This is a genomic window from Nocardia sp. NBC_01503 (assembly GCF_036327755.1).
Classification (GTDB): domain Bacteria; phylum Actinomycetota; class Actinomycetes; order Mycobacteriales; family Mycobacteriaceae; genus Nocardia.
The window spans coordinates 3386505-3408566 of record NZ_CP109596.1 but is presented as its reverse complement, the minus strand read 5'-3'; the positions used below and the strand labels follow the sequence as shown (position 1 = coordinate 3408566).

Here is a 22062-nt window from a genome sequence, read left to right as displayed (position 1 = left end):
GGTGAGGCGGCCGAGCAGGATGCCCCAGGCGACCTGGAGCACGGTGTTCGGCGTGACACCGATCTCCGCGGCCAGGCCGGTCAGGCGCGCGGTGGCGGCCTCGTCCAGATCGAAGAAGTACTCACCCGACAGCGCGGTGATCTCGCGACCGGCGTCGGGGCGGGTGAGCAGCGTCGGCTCGGAGACTCCACGCAGCGCCTGCTTCCAGGCGTCGAGGGAGGCCGAACGATCCTGCTGCGCAACCCATTCCAGGAAGTACCGGTAGGACCGAACCGGCGGCAGCACGCTGGTGTCCGAATGCGTGGCGTACAGCACCAACAGGTCCTGCATGAGCAACGGCATGGACCAGCCATCGAGCAGGATGTGATGGTTGGCCACGGCCAGCTGCCAGTGGTCGGCGGCGGTGCGCACCAGCGTGTAGCGGATCAACGGCGGTGCGGTCAGGTCGAACCGGGTCATGCGGTCGGCGGCGATGATCTGCTCCGCCGCGGCCTGCCGGGCGTCGGCGTCGGCGATACCGGTGAGGTCGTGTGCGGCCCAGGCCACGTGCACGCCGTCCAGCACCACCTGCACCGGTACCCCATTGGCATCGGAAACGTATGCGGTGCGCAGGATTTCGTGGCGGTCCAGCAGCGCCTGGGCGGCGGCGCGCAGGCGATCGCCGTCCACGCGGCCGGTCAGGGTGAGCACGGCCTGGGCGGTGTACACGTCCACCGAGGTGGCGGCGAGCTGGGCGTGGAAGAGCAGACCGGACTGCAGCGCCGAGAGCGGCCACACCTGGTCGATCGCGCCGAAACGCTGTTCCCAGCCGTCGATATCGCGCTGGGCGACCTTGACCAGGCCGAAGTCGGACGGGGTGTGTCCACCGGCCTGTGCCGATTCCGCGTGGTGCGCAACGGCTTCCAGTGCGGCGACCCATACCGCGGCGAATTCGGCGACCGCCGCGGCGTCGAGCAGGGTGCTCGGGTAGCCGATATTGGCGGTCAGCTTGTCGCCGACCACGATGGCATTGATATCGATCGGGGCCATGGCGGGCATATCGGCGTCATAGGCGCCGCCGAGATCGCCGAGCTCGGGGGCCGGAATCCAGCCGAAGCCGCGCAGCGCCTCGGGCACATCGCCCTCGTTGACCCGGCCCAGGTAGTTGAAGCTGACCTGGCCGGGCAGCTGTTTGGGCAGCTGATCGGCGGTGGCCTGATTCAGATAGCGCAGCAGGCCGTAACCGATGCCCTTGTCCGGCACCGCGAGCAGCTGCTCCTTGACCGCCTTGATGGCGCGGCCCATGGCCGGACCGCCCGCGAGCGCGGCCGCCACATCGATATCGGACAGGTCGAAGCGGACCGGGAAGATGGCGGTGAACCAGCCGACCGTGCGGGACAGGTCGGCGCCGGGCACGACCTCTTCCTCACGACCGTGGCCTTCGAGGCGAACGAGCGCCGTGTGCTGCCCGCCCTGCTCCGCGGTAATCCCCTTGTCCGAGCGCCACTTCGCGACGGCGAGCGCCAGCGCGGTCAGCAGACCGTCATTGACACCGCCGTGGAACAGCGCGGGCACGGTGGTGAGCAGCGACTTGGTGGTCTCGGCCGAGATCTCGACCCTGTGCTTCTCGACCACGGCGGTGATATCCACGGCCGGATCCATCGCGCGCTCGGTGAGCAGCGGATCCGGACCGTCGACGACGCCACGCCAGAAGTCGAGTTCGGCCAGGCGCTCATCGGTGGCGGCTTCGCGCTCGAGGGCGTGCGCCCAGGTGCGCATGCTGGTCGCGGGGGCGACCAGTTCGGGGGTCTGTCCGGCCGAGATCCGGCCCCAGGCGGTGACGAAGTCCGGCACCAGGATTCGCCAGGTCACACCGTCCACCACGAGGTGGTGCGCGGCGACGATGAGGCGACCGGCGCGCGAGGCGTCGCTCGGTGCGAGCCAGACGAACCGCACCACGACGCCCGCGGTCGGGTCGAGCTTGTCGAGGGTGGCATCCAGTGCGGCGGAGGCGATTTCGATGAGCTCGTCCTTGCCGACGCGCGCATCGAATTCGGTGCGGTCGATGAGCGTGTCCACATCGACCGCGCCCGGCGCGGCGGTCTCCACGATCCAATCCGCGCCCGGCACCCGGCGCAGACGCGCCCGCAGCATGTCGTGTCGGTCGATGACCGCGCCGACGGTGGCCGCGATACCCGCGCGGTCGATGCCGACCGGAAGTTCCAGGGCCATGGTCTGGTTGAAGCGCCCGAGGGAGCCGGGCCGCTCCACCATGAACCGCACCACCGGGGTGAGCGGCATGACGCCCACGCCACCACCGGGCAGTTCGAGCAACCGCGGAGCCGAATCACCCTGGCTGTCGGAGGTTTCGGCGACCGCGGCCAGACCCGAGACGGTGCGCTGTTCGAAAACGTCACGCGGGCTGAAGATGACCCCGCGCGCCTTGGCCCGCGATACCAACTGAATGGAGACGATGGAGTCGCCGCCGAGTGCGAAGAAGGAGTCGTCGATACCGACCCGCTCCAGGCCGAGCACCTCGGCGAAGACCTCGGAGATGGTGTGCTCCAGCGTATTACGCGCGGCACGGAACACCACCTCGGTGGCGAAGACCGGTTCGGGCAGCGCCTTGCGGTCCAGTTTGCCGACCGGCGTCAACGGGACCCGGTCGATGATCATCACCGAGGACGGCACCATATACGCCGGGAGACGCTGTTCGACATGCGCGGTGACCGCGCCGATATCGATCGAATGACCCGGTGCGGCAACCACATACGACACCAGCGAGACCGCGCCCGCGGCGTTCCTGTGGCCGATGGTGACCGCGAAGTCCACACTCTCGTGCGAGGCCAGGGCGGCGTCGATCTCACCGAGTTCGATACGGAAACCGCGCACCTTGACCTGGAAGTCGGAGCGGCCGACGTACTCGACCGCACCGTTCGGGGTCCAGCGCACCACGTCGCCGGTGCGGTACATGCGCTGACCCGCGACGTACGGGTTGGCGACGAAGCGGTCCGCGCTCAGGCCCGGACGCGCATGGTAGCCGCGCGCCAGCTGAATGCCCGACAGGTAGAGCTCACCCGCGACACCGACCGGCACGGGGCGCAGGCGGTTGTCCAGGATCAGCGATTGCATACCGCGGGTCGGGCCACCGATGGTGACCGGATCGCCCGCGACCAGCGGATCGCTGATATTGGTCATAATGGTGGTCTCGGTCGGACCGTAACCATTGTGGAAGGCGCGAATACTGCCGTCCGCCAACGGAATCGCCCACTTGGCGACCAGATCGGCCGGGACCGCCTCACCACCGGCGGACAGCACCCGCAAGGTGTCCAGTCCGGTCGGATCGAAGGTGGCCAGCGCGGCCGGGGTGATGAACGCGTGCGTGACGCCCTCGGAGCGGATCAGCTCCGACAGCTCCTCACCGCCGTAGACGCCCGGCGGGACGACCACCAGGGTGCCGCCCGCGCCGATGGCGAGCAGGAACTCCAGCATGGCGGCGTCGAACGACGGCGAGGCGAAATGCAGTGCGCGCGAGGAGGAGTCGAGGCCGTAGCGCTCGACCTGCTCGACACTGAAGTTGGCCAGACCGGCATGGCTGACCACGACGCCCTTGGGGACGCCGGTGGAGCCGGAGGTGTAGATGACGTACGCCGGATGCTCCGGGCGCAGCGGGCGCACCCGGTCAGCATCGGCAATGGCGTTGGCGGAGAACGACTTCAGGTCGAGTTCGTCCAGCACCAGCCACTCCACCGAGTCCGGCAGATCGGCACGGACCGACGCCACGGTCAAGCCGACCGGGGAACCCGAATCGGTGACCATATGGGCGATGCGGTCGGCCGGGTAGTTCGGGTCGACCGGGACGAAGGCGGCACCGGTCTTGGTGACCGCCCACTCGGCGAAGTAGGAGTCGTCCGAGCGCGGGACGGCGATGGCGACCAGGTTCTCGGTGCCGATACCGCGCTCGATGAGCAGGCGCGCCAGGCGATTCGAGCGCTCGTCGAGATCGGCGTAGGACAGACCTGTCCCCTGGAAGCGGACGGCGGTGGCCTGCGGATCGCGAGCCACGGCCTCGGCCAGCAGCTCCGGCAGGGTGCGACCCGGGATGGCCGGGGCACCGAAGCGCGCGGTGAGATCGGTCCGTTCGGACTTGTCGAGAATATCGATGGCCCCGACGACGATCTCCGGATCGGCGGCAATGGCCTCGAGCACGCGCAGCCAGCGCTGTGCGAACCCGTCGGCGGTGGCCTCGTCGAAGAGATCCACCGCGTAGGTGAGCGCCAGCGCCATGGCCGTGCCCGACCCCGCCCTGCTCCCACCCGTGTCCTGTTCGGACAGCGTGAATTGCAGGTCGAACCGGGAGATGTTCTCGTCGAGGTCCAGCGCCGAAACGGTCAGCCCCGGCAGTTCCAGGGTGGCGCGATCCAGGTTCTGGAAGGCCAGCACGACCTGGAACAGCGGGTTCCGTGCCTGCGACCGCTCCGGTGCGAGCAGCTCCACCAGACGCTCGAACGGCACATCGGCATTACCGAAGGCGTCGAGGTCGGTATGCCGGGCGCGATCCAGCAGATCCGAGAAGGATTCGGCCGGGTCGATTCCGGTGCGCAACACCAGGGTGTTGACGAACATGCCGACCAGGTCGTCCAGGGCGGCCTCGCCACGACCGGCGACCGGGGTGCCGATGGCGATGTCGTCGCCGCCGGACATCCGGGCCAGCAGCACCGCGAGCGCCGAGTGCATGACCATGAACAGCGTCGAACCACGCTGCCGGGCAACATCTTCCAGAGCGGCAACGAGTTCGGGAGCCAGTGTGCGCTGCAGCGTCGCACCACGATGCGAGGCCACCGCCGGGCGCGGGCGATCGGTCGGCAGCGCCAACTCGTCCGGCACCCCGTCCAGGGTCCGCGTCCAGTAGCCGACCTGACGGGCCATGAGCGAGGACGAGTCCTCCTCGGACCCGAGCACCGCCCGCTGCCAGATCGCGAAGTCCGCGTACTGCACCGCCAGCGGAGCCCAACCCGGCACCGCACCCTGGGTGCGCGCCGAATAGGCCACCATCACATCGCGAGTCAGCGGCGCCATCGAGAACCCGTCACCGGCGATGTGATGCACCACGACCACGAGCACGTACTCGCCCGCGGACCCCGGCGCGACAGCACCACCGGCAAGCGCGCCAGCGTCCCCGGCGAGCGCGGTGGCATCCCCCGTCATCCCGGCATGCTTTCGGCCGGGATCCACATCGGTCACTCGGAACAGCCGGGCGCGCAACGGAACTTGGTCCGCCACATTGAAGCCCAGCGTCGCGAAGGCCGTCACCGTAGCGGTGAGGTCCGCGGCGGCGACCGTGACCGGGCGCAGATCGAGAGCGATCTGCTCGGCGGGCACGACCACCTGCATCGGCGTGCCGCCATGCTCGGGGTAGCGGGTGCGCAGCGATTCGTGGCGACGCACCACATCGGCGACCGCGAGTTCCAGTGCGGCGGTATCGAGTTCACCGGTGAGACGGATCGCCAGCGGCAGGTTGTAAGCCGCCGACGAGGTGTCGTACTGGTTCAGGAACCACATGCGCTGCTGCGCGAAGGACAGCGGCACCAACTCGCCAGGAGTACGCGGGCGCGCCACCAGCTTGGCGCGCGACGCACCGTCGGCATGCGATTCGATGCGGGCCGCGAGGGCCTCGACCGTGCTGGCCTCGAACAGGGTGCGCACGGCGACCGTGGTGTCCAGGGCCGCACCGATGCGCGAGACCACCCGGGTGGCGATGAGCGAGTTACCGCCCAGATCGAAGAAATCGTCGTCCAGGCCGACGCGCGGGAGGTCCAGGACTTCGGCGAAGACGGCGGCGACCGTCTCCTGGGTGGGTGTCTCGGAGGCGCGGAAGGCGCGCGCCTGCACCGCCGGGGCGGGCAGCGCACGGCGATCCAGCTTGCCGTTGACGGTCAACGGGATTCGATCCATGGCGACCAGGGCGGCAGGGACCATGTACGACGGCAGGCGTTCGCCCGCGCCGTCGCGGATCTCCAGGAGTTCGGCGTCGGTGGCCTCGATACCGGTCTCCGGTACGACGTAGGCGACGATGCGCTGATCACCCGGGATGTCCTCGCGCACGATCACAGCGGCCTGGGCCACGCCCGGCTGCGCCAGGACGGCGGCCTCGATCTCACCGAGCTCGATACGGAAACCGCGCACCTTGACCTGATCGTCCGCGCGCCCCAGGTACTCGAGTTCGCCGAAGCGATTCCAGCGCGCGACGTCACCCGAGCGGTACAGACGACTACCGTTCGCGCCGAACGGGCTGGCGACGAAGCGAGCGGCGGTCAGATCCGGGCGGCCGAGGTAACCGCGCGCCAATTGCGCACCGGCCACATACATTTCACCCGCGACACCGACCGGGACCGGATGCAGGCGCTCGTCCAGGACGTAGACGCGCAGACCCGCGATGGCGCGACCGACCACCGAACCGGTGGCGGCGGCGATGGTGTCGGCATCGAGCACGCGGTGCGAGACATGCACCGTGGTCTCGGTGATGCCGTACATGTTCACCAGGTACGGCGACGAATCACCGTGCCGGGCAACCCAATCCGACAGGCGACGCAGCTCCAGGGCCTCACCACCGAAGACCACGTAGCGCAAGGCCAGGGGCTGATCATCGCCCGCGGCCACGGCGATACGCTCGGCCTCGGCCAACTGATAGAACGCCGACGGAGTCTGATTCAGCACCGTCACCCGTTCACGGCGCAGCAATTCCAGGAACTGCTCGGGCGAACGAGACACGTAGTAATCGACCACGACCAGGGTGCCGCCGTACAACAGCGGACCCCACAGCTCCCACACCGAGAAATCGAACGCGTACGAATGGAACAGCGTCCACACATCATCGGCGGTGAACCCGAACTCACGATCGGTATTGGCCATGAGCCGCACCACATTCCGATGCGAAACGGCCACACCCTTGGGGCGACCGGTCGAACCGGAGGTGTAGATCACGTACGCGACATGATCGGGCCGCAGCGCCGCGATTCGATCCGCGTCGGTGATCGGTGAATCGTCCGCGTCCTCGATATCGCCCGCCTCGACGGTGTACCCGTCGAGCGAGACCGTCGGCAGTCCGGCGGGCAGCTCCACCGTCACGGTCGAGTCGACGACCACGCTGGTGGGCTCGGCATCGGAGAGCACGTAGGCGATGCGATCGGCCGGGTAGGTCGGATCGACCGGCACATAGCCCGCACCGGTCTTGATCACCGCGAGCAGCGCCACGACCAGATCCACCGAGCGCGGCAGCAGCACCGCGACCAGCGACTCCGGCCCCGCGCCGTCCTCGATCAGCCTGCGCGCCACCACATTCGAGCGTCGATCCAGATCACCGTAGGTCAGCTCGTCATCGCCGAATCGCACCGCGATCCGCTCCGAATTCGCCGCGACGGCCCGATCGAACAGGCTCGACAGGGTGGCGTTCTCCGCCACGAACGGACTCGACAGCGCCGCCACCGGATCGGTGAACAGCTCCGCCACCGCGCCGAACGCACCGCCGGGCGCGAGCACCCGCTCCAGCTCCGCGGCCGAGATGGCCGGTGCCGCGGCGTCATCCATCGGGTAGGCAGTGCTTTCGGCGGCGTCGACGTCGTGCTGCGGTGACGTGAGCACGGCGGCGCGCGCGGCTGCCGCGAGCTCCACGATGTCGTCGCCCGCGGAGACCCAGCGTTCGGAGACCTCATGCCGTTCGACGCCGCCGAGCAGATCGATATCGCCGAGCAGCACCGACGGGTCGTCGGCGACGGTGCGCAGAATGCGGACCAGGCGCTCGGCGAAGGAGGCCACGGTCTCGGGATCGAACAGGTCGGTGGCGTAGTTCCAGGACAGGCTCAGCGAATCGTCGGCGCGCTCGCCGACGGTCAGCTGGATATCGAATTTGGCTGTGCCCGCGTCGAATTCGACGGTTTCGAGCTCCAGGCCGGGGAGCGAGACCGCGCCCGCGTCCTTGGCTCCGGCGGCCTCGAAGGTCAGCGCCACCTGGAACAGCGGGTGGTGCGCCTGCGAGCGCACGGGGCTGAGCACATCCACCAGGCGCTCGAACGGCACGTCGGCGTGTGCGAAAGCGGCCAGATCGGTACGCCGCACCTGGGCGAGCAGCTCGCGGAAGGCCGCGTCCGGCAGCACCGGGGTGCGCAACACCAGGGTGTTGACGAACATGCCGACCAGATCGTCGAGCGCGGCCGCACCGCGACCCGCGATCGGGGTGCCGATGGCGATATCGATGGAGCGGGACAGGCGCGCGGACCAGGTGGCCAGTGCGGCGTGCAGCACCATGAACAGCGTGACATCGTGCTCGCGGGCGAGCGCGGTGAGCGCGCGGTGCAGCTCGGCGTCGATCGAGAAGTCGTAGGTGCCACCGGCATTGGTGGCGATCTCGGGGCGCGGCCGGTCGGCGGGGAGTTCGATCTGCTCGGGCAGATCGCGCAGCTGTTCGCTCCAGTAGTGCACCTGCTGTGCCGCGATGGAGTCCGCGGCCCCCTCATCGCCGAGCACCTCGCGCTGCCACAGCGCGTAATCGGCGTACTGCACCGGCAGCGGCGTCCAGGCCGGAGCCTGCCCGCCGCTGCGGGCCAGGTACGCGCCGACCACGTCGCGCAGCAGCGGACGCAGTGAGAAACCGTCCGCGCTGATGTGGTGCAGCACCAGTACCAGCACGTGGGTGGGCTCGACGACGGCGTGCCGGCCGCCCGCCTCCGGGCTCAGGGTGAGCACGGTGGCACGGAACGGCAGTTCGCGGGTGACGTCGAAGTGGACGCTCACCAGTTCGGTGATGCGCGTGGGCAATTGGGCCGCCGAGACGGTCTCGGTGCGCACCTCGAAGTCGATCTCGGACAGCTCCAGTACGCGCTGGAAGCCGTCACCGGCGATCTCCGGGTAGATGGTGCGCAGCGCCTCGTGCCGGGCCAGCACATCGCCGATGGCGGCGTTGAACGCGGCGATATCGATATCGCCGAAGCGCGGGTCGACGGAGCGGAGCTTCAGCGCCACCGGGATGTTGTTCACCGCGGTGCGGTTGTCGAAGCGGTTCAGGAACCACATGCGCTGCTGCGCCGGGGACAGCGGCACCAGCGCCGCGGTCTCACCGGTCGGCAGCGCCACGGGGGCGGGCCGCTCCTGCGCCACCAGGGGCGCGCGGGTTCCGGAGCCCACACGCGATTCCAGTTGCGCCGCGAGCGCCGCCACCGTGGTGGCCTCGAACAGCGTGCGCAGCGGGATATCGGCGTCCAGCGCCGCGGACAGGCGCGAGATCACCTGGGTGGCGATGAGCGAGTTACCGCCGAGCTCGAAGAAGTCGTCGTCCAGCCCGACGCGTTCCCCGCCGAGCACATCGGCGAAGACACCGGCCACGGTCTGCTCGACCGGGGTGGCCGGGGCGCGGTACTCCTTGGCCGCGAAGGCCGGTGCTGGCAGCGCTTTGCGATCCAGCTTGCCGGAGGCGTTGAGCGGGAAGGCGTCCAGCACCATGACCGCCGCCGGGACCATGTAGGCCGGAAGCTGCTGGGCGAGAGTCGCTTTCGTGGCATCGACGTCGATATGACCGTCGGCCGCGACAACATACGCGACCAATTGATCGCCGGTGCGCTCATCGCCGCGTACCACGACGACCGCCTGTGCGACCGCGTTCAGCGCGGTGAGCGCCGCCTCGATCTCGCCGAGTTCGATGCGCAGACCACGCAGCTTGACCTGGAAGTCGGTGCGGCCCAGGTACTCCAGCTCACCATTGCCGGTCCAGACCACGAGGTCGCCGGTCCGGTACATGCGCGCGGCGTCCCCGAACGGGTTGGCCACGAAGCGATCCGAGGTCAGATCCGGCCGCGCCACATAGGCGGTGGCGAGCTGATCACCCGCGAGGTAGAGCTCACCCGCGACACCCACCGGAACCGGCCGCAGCCGCGAATCCAGCACGTACACCTGGGTATTGAAGACGGGTGCGCCGATCGGCACCGAGGTGGTGTCGGCATCGGAGACCTCGTGATAGGTCACATCGACCGCGGCCTCGGTGGGGCCGTAGAGATTGTGCAGCCGCGCGCCGGTCAGCGCGCGCAGGCGCTGCGCGGTCGGCGCGGGCAATCCCTCGCCGGAGGCGAAGACATTGCGCAGGCTGGTGCATGCGGCGGCGCCGGGCTCGGCCACGAAGACCGCGAGCATGGACGGCACGAAGTGCACCGTGGTGACCTGCTCATCGATGATGAGCCGGGCCAGATAGGCGGGATCGCGGTGACCATCGGGCTTGGCGACCACCAGGCGCGCGCCGACCTGCAAGGGCCAGAAGAACTCCCACACCGAGACGTCGAAGGTGGCCGGGGTCTTCTGCAGCACCACGTCATCGGCGGCGAGGCCGTACTGCGCGTGCATCCAGACCAGGCGGTTGACGATGGCGGCGTGCGAGACCGCGACACCCTTGGGGCGGCCGGTCGAACCCGAGGTGAAGATGACGTACGCGGTATTCCGCGGCCGCAGCGGGGTCAGTCGATCGGCATCGGTGAGCGGGGTGTCCGCGAAGCCGGACAGATCCAGCTGATCGATCCGAACCTGGCGTGCCGCAACACCTTCCAGGTCAACCTCGAGCTCGTCACCGGAGGTCAGCACACAGACCGGTTGCGCGGTCTCGAGGATGTACCGGGTGCGCTCGGCCGGATGATCCGGATCCAGCGGGACGTACGCGCCACCGGCGACGGTGACGGCGTACATCCCCGCCACCAGGTCGATGGAGCGGCGCATACCCAGCGCCACAAAGGATTCCGGTCCCACACCCGCGGCGATGAGCCAGCGGGCGAGCCGCCGCACGCGGGCGGCGAACTCGGCGTAGGACAGACTCGTCCCTTCGAAGGTGACCGCGGTCGCGTCCGGGGTCAGCGCCACCTGGGCTTCGAAGAGTGCGGCCAGCGTCGCCGCGGCGCCTTCGGAGACCTCCGGCAGGGCGGCGTCCAGCTCGAACGCGGTGTCGTTCCAGCCGCGCAGCACACGCTGGCGCTCACATTCGCCGAGCAGTTCGACATCGCCGACCCGCATGGCCGGATCGGCGACGAGCGCGGCGAGCATGCGCTCGAAGCGCTGGGCGAAGACCTCGGCGAACGCACCGTCGAAAAGATCTGTGGCATAGACGAGTTCGGCGTCCATCGCGGAATCCGCGGTGCGGCCCGCCGCGCCGCCGTCCATGACCTCGGACAGCGTCAACTGCAGATCGAACTTGGCCGACTGCTGGTCGATACCCAGCTCGGACACGCTCAGCCCCGGCAGCTCCAGCGCGGTGCGCCCCAGGTTCTGGAACGAGAGCATGACCTGGAACAGCGGATGCCGGGCCTGCGAACGCGCCGGGTTCAGCACATCCACCAGGCGCTCGAACGGCACATCGGCGTGCGCGAAGGCGGCGAGATCGCGCTCACGCACCTTCTTCAGCAGTTCGGCGAAGCTCTCGTTCGTATCGACGGGCGAGCGCAGCACCAGGGTGTTGACGAACATGCCGACGAGATCGTCGAGGGCCTGCTCACCGCGGCCCGCGACCGGAATGCCGACCGCGATGTCATCGGTGCCGCTCATCCGGGCCAGCAGTGCGGCGAAGGCGCTGTGCACCACCATGAACAGCGTGGTGCCGTGCGACTGCGCGACCCGCTGGAGTCCGGTGATGAGCTCCCCGGGCACCTGGAAGCGATGCGTACCGGCCTCATAGGAGGCGACGGCCGGGCGCGGCTTGTTCGACAGCCGCAGCTCGTCCGGCAGCCCGCCCAGGGTGTTGCGCCAGTACTCCAGCTGCTCGGTGATGAGTGAGCGCGCATCGTCTTCCGAGCCGAGGGTTTCGCGCTGCCACAGTGCGTAATCCGCGTACTGCACCGGAAGCTCCGGCCAGCCGGGGGCCTCGCCGTTGCTGCGCGCCACGTAGCCGGTCATCAGATCGCGGACCAGCGGATTCATCGAGAAGCCGTCTGCGGCGATGTGATGCGCGACGAGCACCAGTACGTGGTCGTCCTGCGCCAGACGGAAGGCGCGCAGCCGCACCGGCGGTTCGGCGGTGACATCGAAACCGCGCCCGGCGAAGTCGTAGACCGCGGCGTACAGCTCGCCCTCGGCCACATCCAGCACCTCGAGCTGCGGAATGGCACGGGCGGTGGGCAGCACCTTCTGGTAGGCGACGCCCTCGTAGGACGGGTAGATGGTGCGCAGCGATTCGTGCCGCGCCATCACATCGGCGACGGCCCCGCGCAGTGCCGCGAGATCCAGTGCACCGGTGAGCCTTACGGCCGCCGGAATATTGTTGGCCGCGGAATCGGTGTCGAACCGGTTCAGGAACCACATGCGCTGCTGCGCCAGCGACAGCGGCGGATGCTCGGGCCGGGTGCGCACCGTAAGCGCCTGGCGCACACCGGTTCCGGCATGCGATTCCACGCGCGCGGCCAGCGCCGCCACGGTCGGGGCCTCGAACAGCACGCGCACGCCGACCTCGGCATCGAGCGCTGCGGAGAGGCGGGCGACGACCTGGGTGGCGACCAGCGAGTTGCCGCCGAGTTCGAAGAAGTCGTCGTCCACGCCGACCCGGTCCAGGCCGAGCAGTTCGGCGAAGATCGAGGCGGTGATCTCCTCGATCGGGGTGGCGGGCGCGCGGAAACGCCTGGCCTCGAAGACCGGTGCGGGCAGTGCCCGGCGATCCAGCTTGCCGGAGGCGTTCACCGGGAAGTGGTCCAGCACCACGATGGCGGCCGGAACCATATAGCCGGGCAGCGAGCGCCCCAGGGCGGCCTTGACCGCGTCCACATCGATGACCGCGGCATCCGATTCGCGGCCTGCCGCGGCGGGCTCGCGCACCACATAGCCGACCAGCTGATCACCGGCGTGCGCGTCGGCGCGGACCACCACGACGGACTGGGCGATACCCGGCTCGGCCAGCAGCGCGGCCTCGATCTCGCCGAGTTCGATACGCAGACCGCGCAGCTTGACCTGGAAGTCGGTGCGGCCCAGGTACTCGATCTCCGCTCCGCCACCCCGCGCTTCGCTGCCGGTCCACTTCACCAGGTCGCCGGTGCGGTACATGCGCGCACCGACGGCACCGAAGGGGTTGGCCACGAAGCGATCCGAGGAGAGATCCGGACGGCCCAGGTAGCCGCGGGCCAGCTGATCGCCCGCGAGGTAGAGCTCACCCGCGACACCCGGCGCGACCGGGTTCAAGCGGGCATCCAGGACGTAGGTCTGGGTGTTCCAGACCGGACGGCCGATCGGCACGAAGACGGTGTCGGCGTCCACCACCTCGTGGTACGTGACATCGACGGCGGCTTCGGTCGGACCGTAGAGGTTGTGCAGCCGTGCGCCGGTGAGCTCGCGCAGCTTCTGCGCGGTCGGCGCGGGCAGCGCCTCACCGGAGGCGAAGACCTGCCGCAGGCGTGGCGCGGCGACTGTGGAGTCACCTTTTTCATTACCGAGGGTGGCGACGAAGACCGAGAGCATGGACGGCACGAAATGCGCTGTCGTAATGCCCTCTTCGGCGATGACCTGCGCCAAATACACCGGATCACGATGACCATCCGGCTTGGCGACCACCAGACGCGCACCGGTCTGCAAGGGCCAGAAGAACTCCCACACCGAGACGTCGAAGGTCGCCGGAGTCTTCTGCAGCACAGCGTCACTCGCATCGATCGGGTACTCGTGCTGCATCCACAACAGACGATTCACGATCGCGCCGTGCTCCACCGCGACGCCCTTGGGGCGACCGGTGGAACCGGAGGTGAAGATGACATACGCGGTGTGATCGGGCCGGATCGACTGTGCGCGTTCGGAATCGGTGATCGGCGCGGCCGAGTAACCCTCGAGGTCGAGGGTGTCGACCTCGAGCACCGGCACATTGCGACCGGTCACGAAGTCGTCGCGACCGGTGGTCAGAATGGCGACCGGGCGCGCGGTGTCGAGGACGTAATCGATGCGCTCGAGCGGCTGATCCGGATCCAGCGGCACGTACGCGCCACCGGCCTCCAGTACCGCGTACATGGCGACGACGAGATCCATGGATCGGCGAATGGCCAGGGCCACAAGCGATTCCGCGCCGACACCCTGCGCCATGAGCTTGCGGGCCAGGCGGTGCACCCGTCCGGAGAACTCGGCGTAGGACAGACTTGTCCCGTCGAAAACGACCGCGGTCGCGTCGGGGCTGGTCAGGGCCTGTGCCTCGAAGAGCGAAACCAGCGTTGCCGCCGCGCCTTCGGGCAGACTGGGCAACGCATCGCCGAGATCGAAGGCGGTGTCGTTCCACCCGGTCAGCACCTGGTCGCGCTCACCGGCGACCAGCAGATCGATATCGCCGATCGGCTGCTCCGGATCGGCGACAACGGCCGCCAGAATCAGATCCAGTCGACGCGCGAACGCGGCGACCGTCGGCTCGTCGAAAAGGTCACGCGCATAGGAGAACTCGGCGGACATACCGGCGTTCTCACCGTGCTCGTCCTGCGCCTCCTGCAGGGTCAATTGCAGATCGAACTTGGCCAGCTGGGCGTCGTAGTCGATGCCGTTGACCGAGAGTCCGGGCAGCTCCAGACTGGCCTGGCGGGTGTTCTGGAAGGTCAGCATGACCTGGAACAGCGGATGCCGGGCCTGCGAGCGCGCCGGGTTGAGCACCTCCACGAGGCGTTCGAACGGCACATCGGCGTGCGCGAAGGCGTGCAGATCGCTCTCGCGAGCCTGGGCGAGCAGATCGGCGAAGGTCTTCTCGCTCTCGACCTCGCTGCGCAGCACCAGGGTATTGACGAACATGCCGATGAGGTCGTCCAGCGCGGCCTCACCGCGACCGTGCACCGGGGTGCCGATGGCGATATCGCTGGTGCCCGAGAGCCGGGCCAGCAGGACCGCGAGGGCACTGTGCAGCACCATGAACAGCGAGGCATTGTGCCGGCGGCCCAACTCCACCAGGCGCTGCTGCGTCTCGGCGGAGATGGCGAACGGATAGGTGCCGCCCCGGTAGGAGGCGGCGGGCGGACGCGGGCGATCCGAAGGCAACACCAGCTCGTCCGGCAGATCGGCCAGGGTGTCGGCCCAGTACCGAATCTGCTTGGCGATCAACGAGTTCGGATCATCCTCGGAGCCGAGCACCTCACGCTGCCAGAGCGCGTAGTCGGCGTACTGCACGGGCAACTCGGCCCAGGCCGGAGCCTCCCACGAAGTGCGGGCGGCATAGGCGACCATGACATCGCGGGCCAGCGGTCCCATGGACCAGCCGTCCGCGGAGATGTGATGCACCACCATGCCGAGCACGAACTCGCTCTCGCTGAGTTCGAAGAGCGCCGCGTGCATCGGCACCTCATCGGTGACGTCGAAGGCCATCGACGCCAGTTCGACCAGGTGGTCGACGAGATTGGCCTGGGTGACCGGCACCGGGGTCAGGTCGGGCACGATCTGCGCGGCGTCCAGCACCCGCTGGACGGGTCCGTGCGCGGTCTCCGGGAAGACGGTGCGCAGCGATTCATGCCGGTCGATGACGTCGATGACGGCGACCTGGAGCGCGGCCACATCCAGCTCGCCCGAGAGTCGGATGGCGACCGGGATGTTATTCACCGCGGAGGCGGTGTCGAAGCGGTTCAGGAACCACATGCGCTGCTGCGCAAGGGAAAGCGGGATCTCACTGGGCCGCTCACGCGCGACCAGGGCCTTGCGCGCACCGTCACCGGCGTGCGATTCGACGCGTGCCGCCAGGGCCGCGACGGTGGCGGCCTCGAACAGCATGCGCACCGGTACGCGGGTATCGAGCGCGGTACCCAGGCGGGTGGCGACCTGGGTGGCGATGAGCGAGTTGCCGCCGAGTTCGAAGAAGTCGTCATCGACGCCGACGCGGGCGATGCCCAGCACCTCGCCGAAGATCTGCGCCACGATCTCTTCGATAGGCGTTGTGGGAGCGCGGAATTCGCGCACCTCGAAGACCGGCGCGGGCAGTGCGCGGCGATCCAGCTTGCCGGAGGCATTGAGCGGGAAGGCGTCCAGCACCACGAAGGCCGAGGGCACCATGTACGCCGGCAACGTGCGATGCAGCAGCGCCTTGACGCTGTCCAGATCGACCGGGCCGCGGGTCACCACGTAGGCGACCAGCTGATCACCGGCGACGGTGTCGATGACCAGGACCACGGCCTGATTGACCGACGGATGCCCGAGCAGCGCGGTTTCGATCTCACCGAGTTCGATGCGCTGACCGCGGAACTTGACCTGGAAGTCGGTACGGCCGATGTACTCCAGCGCGCCGGAGGCATTCCAGCGCACCAGGTCACCGGTGCGGTACAGGCGCGCACCCGAGGTTCCGAAGGGATCGGCGACAAAGCGTTCGGCGCTCAGATCTGGGCGGCCGTAGTAGCCGCGCGCGACCTGCGCACCACCCAGGTACAGCTCACCCGGGACACCGGCCGGGACGGGGCGCAGGCCCTCGTCCAGGACGTAGGTCTGCGCATTCCACACCGGGCGGCCGATCGGCACCGCGGTCGGAGTCGGGTTGCCGATGGCCGCGTAGGTGGCGTGCACGGTGAACTCGGTCGGGCCGTACAGGTTGTGCACGGCCGCGGTGGAGAAGCGCCGGAACGCGGTGACCGTGGCGGGCGGCAGCGCCTCACCGGCGACCAGAACCGCACGCAGGGAAAGGCATTCGGCCGCCGAGGCGCTGGAGGCGAAGACGCTCAGCATGGACGGCACGAACGAGGTCATGGTGACCCGGTGCCGGCCGATGACCTCGGACAGGTACATGGGATCGCGATGCCCGTCCGGGGCCGCGATGACCTGCTGTGCGCCCACGGCCAGGGAACCGAAGAGCTCCCACACCGACACGTCGAAGGTGACGGGGGTCTTCTGCAGGATAACATCGGTGTCGTCGATACCGTATTCGGCTGTGATCCAGGCGATCTGGTTCAGGACCGCGCTGTGCGGGACCGCGACGCCCTTGGGTCGACCGGTCGAACCGGAGGTGTACAGCACGTACGCGGTGTTCGACGGGCGCACCTCCGCCGATCGATCGGCGGAGGTGACGGGAGCATCGTCGAATTCGCTCAGATCCAGCGAATCCAGGTGCAGCACAGTGCAGTCGGCGGTCTCGACCGCGTCATCGGTGGTGGTGAGCAGGACCACCGGCCGCGAGCTCTCGAGCACGTATTCGGTGCGCTCGGCCGGATGATCGGGATCGACCGGAACGTAGCCGCCACCGGCGGTGAGGGTGGCGTAGATGGCCACCAGCATGTCGATGGAGCGGCGGATACCGACCGCGACCAGCGTCTCCGGACCCACACCCTCGGCAATGAGCTTGCGCGCCAGCCGATTCACCCGGCTGGAGAAGTCGACGTAGCTGAGTTCGGCGGCCGCGCCGAACATACTGCCGCTGCGCTCACCCGGATCGAAGATCAGCGCGGTGCCGTGCGGGCGCAGGCGGACCCGCTCCTCGAAGAGGTCCAGCACGAAGCGCGGGGAGGCGGAGCGCCGCGCGGCGGGCAGCGCGTGCGCGTTGCGGCTCCAGTCGCCCAGTACCAGCGCACGCTCGTCCGCGTTGAGGACGTCGATATCACGGATGACGGTTTCCGGTGCGGCGACGGCGGTTTCGAGCACCCGCACATAGCGGTGCCCGAACTCGGCGACGGTCTCGGCGTCGAACAGATCGGTGGCGTAGGACAACACCACCGAGAGTCCGGCGGGCTGACCCCGCATGCCGCGCTGTTCGGTCAGCGTCCACTGCAGGTCGAACTTGGCGATATCGACCTCGAGCTCATCCGCCGAAACGGTGAGTCCGGGCAGCTCCATGGAGCCGTGCGACATCTCCTGGAAGGAGAGCATGGTCTGGAACAGCGGATGCCGGGCCTGCGAACGGGTCGGGTTGATGACCTCGACCAGGCGCTCGAACGGCACATCGGTATTGGCGAAGGCCGCCAGATCCGCTTCCCGGGTGCGGGCCAGGAAATCGGTGAAGCTCTCGGCCCCACGCACTTCCGAGCGCAACACCAGGGTGTTGACGAACATGCCGATCAGATCGTCCAGGGCCTGCTCACCACGACCGGCGACCGGGGTGCCGATGGCGATATCGGAGGTTCCGGACAGGCGCGCCAGCAGCACCGCGAGCGCGGAGTGCATCACCATGAACAGCGAAACACCCTGCGCGCGAGCCAATCCCGCGAGCTTGGTGTGCAATTCGGCCGGGATCTCGAAGGTGACCCGGTTACCCCGGAAGGACTGTACCGGCGGGCGCGGGCGATCCGCGGGCAGGTCCAGCTGATCGGGCAGACCCGCCAGAGACGAACGCCAGTAGTCGATCTGGCGTGCGGCCATCGACTCCGGATCGGACTCCGAACCCAGCACCTCACGCTGCCAGAGGGAGAAGTCCTGGTACTGCACCGGCAGCGGGGCCCACGCGGGCTGCTGTCCGGCCACGCGCGCCAGGTAGGCGGCGGTCATATCGCGCGAGAGCGGACCGAACGAGAAACCGTCCGCGGCAATGTGATGCACCACGAACGCCACGGCGTAATCGGCCGATTCGGCGGTCGCCTCACCGACCTGGAAGACCCGCACCCGAATCGGCAGCTCGCGCGAGACATCGAAACCGCGCGAGGCGAATTCGGCCAAACCGGCGAACAATTCGTTTTCGTCGATGCGCTGGACCTCGATACCGAGATCCACCTCGGCCATGGGCAGCACCTGCTGCAGGCCGCCGTCCCCGGATTCGGGGAAGACGGTGCGCAGCGATTCCTGCCGCTCCACCACATCGTGCAGCGCCGATTGCAGCGCCTCGATATCGACGCCACCGCGCAACCGCACCACGAACGGGAGGTTGTAGGTCGGGACGTTCGGATCGAACTGGTTCAGGAACCACATGCGCTGCTGCGCAAGGGAGAGCGGCACCCGCTCCGGGCGCGGGCGCGCCACCAGCGGCGGCCGCGAGACATCGGACGGGGCGGTGTTCTCCATGCGGGTGGCGATGCCCGCGACGGTCGGCGTCTCGAAGAGCGCGCGCACACCCAGGCGGGTGGAGAACGCGGCCGAGATGCGGGCCACCACCTGGGTGGCGACGAGAGAGTTACCGCCCAGATCGAAGAAGTTGTCGTCGATGCCGACCCGCTCGTGGCCGAGGACATCGGCGAAGATGCCCGCCACGATCTCCTCGGCGGCCGTACGCGGGGCGCGGTATCCGGCGGCGTCAACGCTGAACACCGGTTCGGGCAGACCCTTACGGTCCAGCTTGCCGGAGGTGTTGAGCGGGAAGGCGTCCAGCACCATGATCGAGGCCGGGACCATGTAGGTCGGCAGCTTCTCGGCGGCGAAGCGGGTCAGCTCGGCCGGGTCGATGCTCTGACCTGGCATGGGCACCACGTACGCGACCAACTGCTGACCGGTGGCGGTGTCCATGACCAGGACGGCGGCCTGGCTGACGGCCGGATGCGCGAGCAGATCGGTCTCGATCTCACCGAGCTCGATGCGCTGACCGCGGAACTTGACCTGGAAGTCGGTACGGCCGATGTACTCCAGCGCGCCGGAGGTGTTCCAGCGCACCAGGTCACCGGTGCGGTACATGCGTTCGCCAGCGGTCGACAGCGGATTCGCGACGAAGCGATCCGAGGTCAGATCCGGGCGGCCCTTGTACCCCCGCGCGAGCTGACGCCCGCCCAGGTAGAGCTCACCGTGCGCGCCGACGGCGGCCGGGCGCAGCCGCGAATCCAGTACGTAGACATCGACATTCCACTCCGGCACACCGATCGGCACGGTGGTGGTGTCGGCATCGGTGTTCTCCCAGTACGTCACCGAGACCGCGGCCTCGGTGGGGCCGTACAGGTTGTGCAGACCCGCACTGCTCAGGGCACGGAAGCTCGCACCCGTCTCGGGCGGCAGCGCCTCACCGATGACGAAGACGGTCTTCAGCGAAACACACTGTGCCGCACTGGCATGCGAGACGAATACGGTCAGCATGGACGGTACGAAGTCGGTGACCGTGACCCCGTGGCGCGCAATGGTCTCCGCGACGTACACCGGATCACGATGCCCGTCCGGGGTCGCGATGATCATCTTCGCGCCCACCATCAGCGGCAGGAAGTAACCCCACAGCGAGACGTCGAAGGTGGTGGCGGTCTTCTGCAGGTAGACATCGTCGGCCGTGAACCCGTACTCGTCGAGCATCCAGAGTTCTTGATTGACAATGGCGTGGTGGGTGACGGCCACGCCCTTGGGGCGACCCGTCGAACCCGAGGTGTAGATGACGTAGGCGGTATTGAGCGGCCGCAGCGGGGCGATCCGATCCGCGTCCGTCACAGGCTGATTCGCGAAACCCGAGACGTCCAGGGTGTCGATCTCCAAGCGCCGCACCGACTCCGGGAGCTGGAGTTCGTCCCGCGCGGTGGTCAATACACAGACCGGTGCCGCGGACTCGAGGATGTAGGCGGTGCGATCGGCCGGATGATCGGGATCGATCGGCACGTACGCGCCACCGGCGCGCAGTACCGCGTGCATACCGACGACGAGGTCGAGCGAGCGCCGCATACCAAGGGCGACAAGCGATTCCGGGCCGACACCATCGGCGATGAGGAACCGCGCCAGGCGGTTGACGCGCTCTCCGAACTCGGCGTACGTCAGCGTCGCGCCCTCGAATTCGAGAGCGATATTGTTCGGCGTCAGCGGAATCTGGGCATCGAGCAGATCCGGCAGCGTGGTGGTCGGGACCGTATGCCCCGCCGAATTCCACTCCACCAGCGTGCGGGTGCGCTCGGCCGCGGTGGTGATGGGCAGTCCCCACACCCGCTGTTCGGCGCCCGCGGACAGGAACCGGTCGAAGAACTCCAGGAAACGCGAATGATGCTGGTGCGTCTCGGTTTCCGAGTACAGGTTCGGATTGGTCTCGAAGTCGATATGGTTCCGGGTACCCGCCACCGATTGGTAGAAGTTGATGCCCAGATCCTCGACCGAACCGGTGGAGAGCACGCTGTACTCACCGGTGACCGGGCCGAGGGTGACCTCATTGTGGAACAGCATGATGTTGACCCAGGGTCCGAAGAACTCCCGGGTCACCACGCCATCGCCGGCGCTGTCGCGGCGAATGTCCTCATGCCGGTACCGCTGATGCCGCAGTGCGCCCGACACCTCGACGGTGACCTGCTTGAGCAGCTCGGCAATGGTGGTGCCGTGGCCGACGCGCAGGCGCAGCGGCACGATATTCGACACCGCGCCACCGGAGCGGCGCATGATCGCGGTGGTACGCGCGGTCACCGGCAGCGAGAGGATGACATCCTCGGAGCCGGTCCACTGCGCCAGATATCCGGCGAAACCGGCGATGAGCATTGCCGCCGGGGAGGATTCGTGCACCGCCACCGCGGTATCGAGCAGTTCGGTCTGATCATCGGTGAGCGAGGCCGAGGCGATGGTATTGATGGCCGAGGGCGGCGCGCTGCGCCCGGACAGACTCGTCCCCTCTTCCAGACCGGCGACTCGCTCGGACCAGTGCGCCTTGTCCGCGATGAAGCGGGTGCTGTCGCGGTAGGCGAACTCCTGCTCGACCAGGGTGGCCAGCGGGGTGGCCTTGGAGGGCGCGGGTTCGGTGCCGTTGAAGCGTGCGGTGTAGATCTCGGCGACGCGGCTCATGTACGTCATGGCGCCGAAACCGTCGAGCACGATGTGGTGCACGCGGGCGTACCAGTAGTAGTGGTCCTCGCCCAGCCGGATCATGGCCGAACGGATGAGGCGGTCCGCGGTGATATCGAGCGGGCGGCTGTAATCGGCGCGCATCCACTCCAGGGCGGCGGCGCGCGGATCGTCGGCATCGCGGACATCGATCTGGTAGATCGTGCGGTCCAGCGACGTATCGATGATCTGCAGCGGTTCGCCATTGCGCTCGATGACGCGCAGGAAGCCGGAGCCCACCTCCAGCGAGCCGTCGACCATGGCCTGCTCCAGCAGCGGTACGTCGATCTCACCGCGCAGTTCGACGTACTGCGCGATATTGATCGGCACCTGCGGGTCGAGATGCTGGGCGTACCAAATGCCCAGCTGAGCGGGCGACAGCGGGAAAGCCTCGCCCGATCCCGGCGCGATTTCGCTGCCAGCTTCGCCGTTGCCGCCGAAATCTAGCCGGTCCAA

General features: G+C 68.3%; 1 protein-coding gene (cut by a window edge). It reads right to left on the bottom strand.

Annotated elements, in window-relative coordinates; all coding sequences use genetic code 11:
* On the bottom strand, positions 1 to 22062 hold the 5' end (the start) of the coding sequence (locus OHB26_RS15225) for a non-ribosomal peptide synthase/polyketide synthase (RefSeq protein WP_330184814.1). It extends 22605 nt beyond the left edge of the window; 22062 of the gene's 44667 nt are visible here — the first part of the coding sequence; it begins with the start codon at positions 22060 to 22062; its stop codon lies beyond the left edge, outside the window.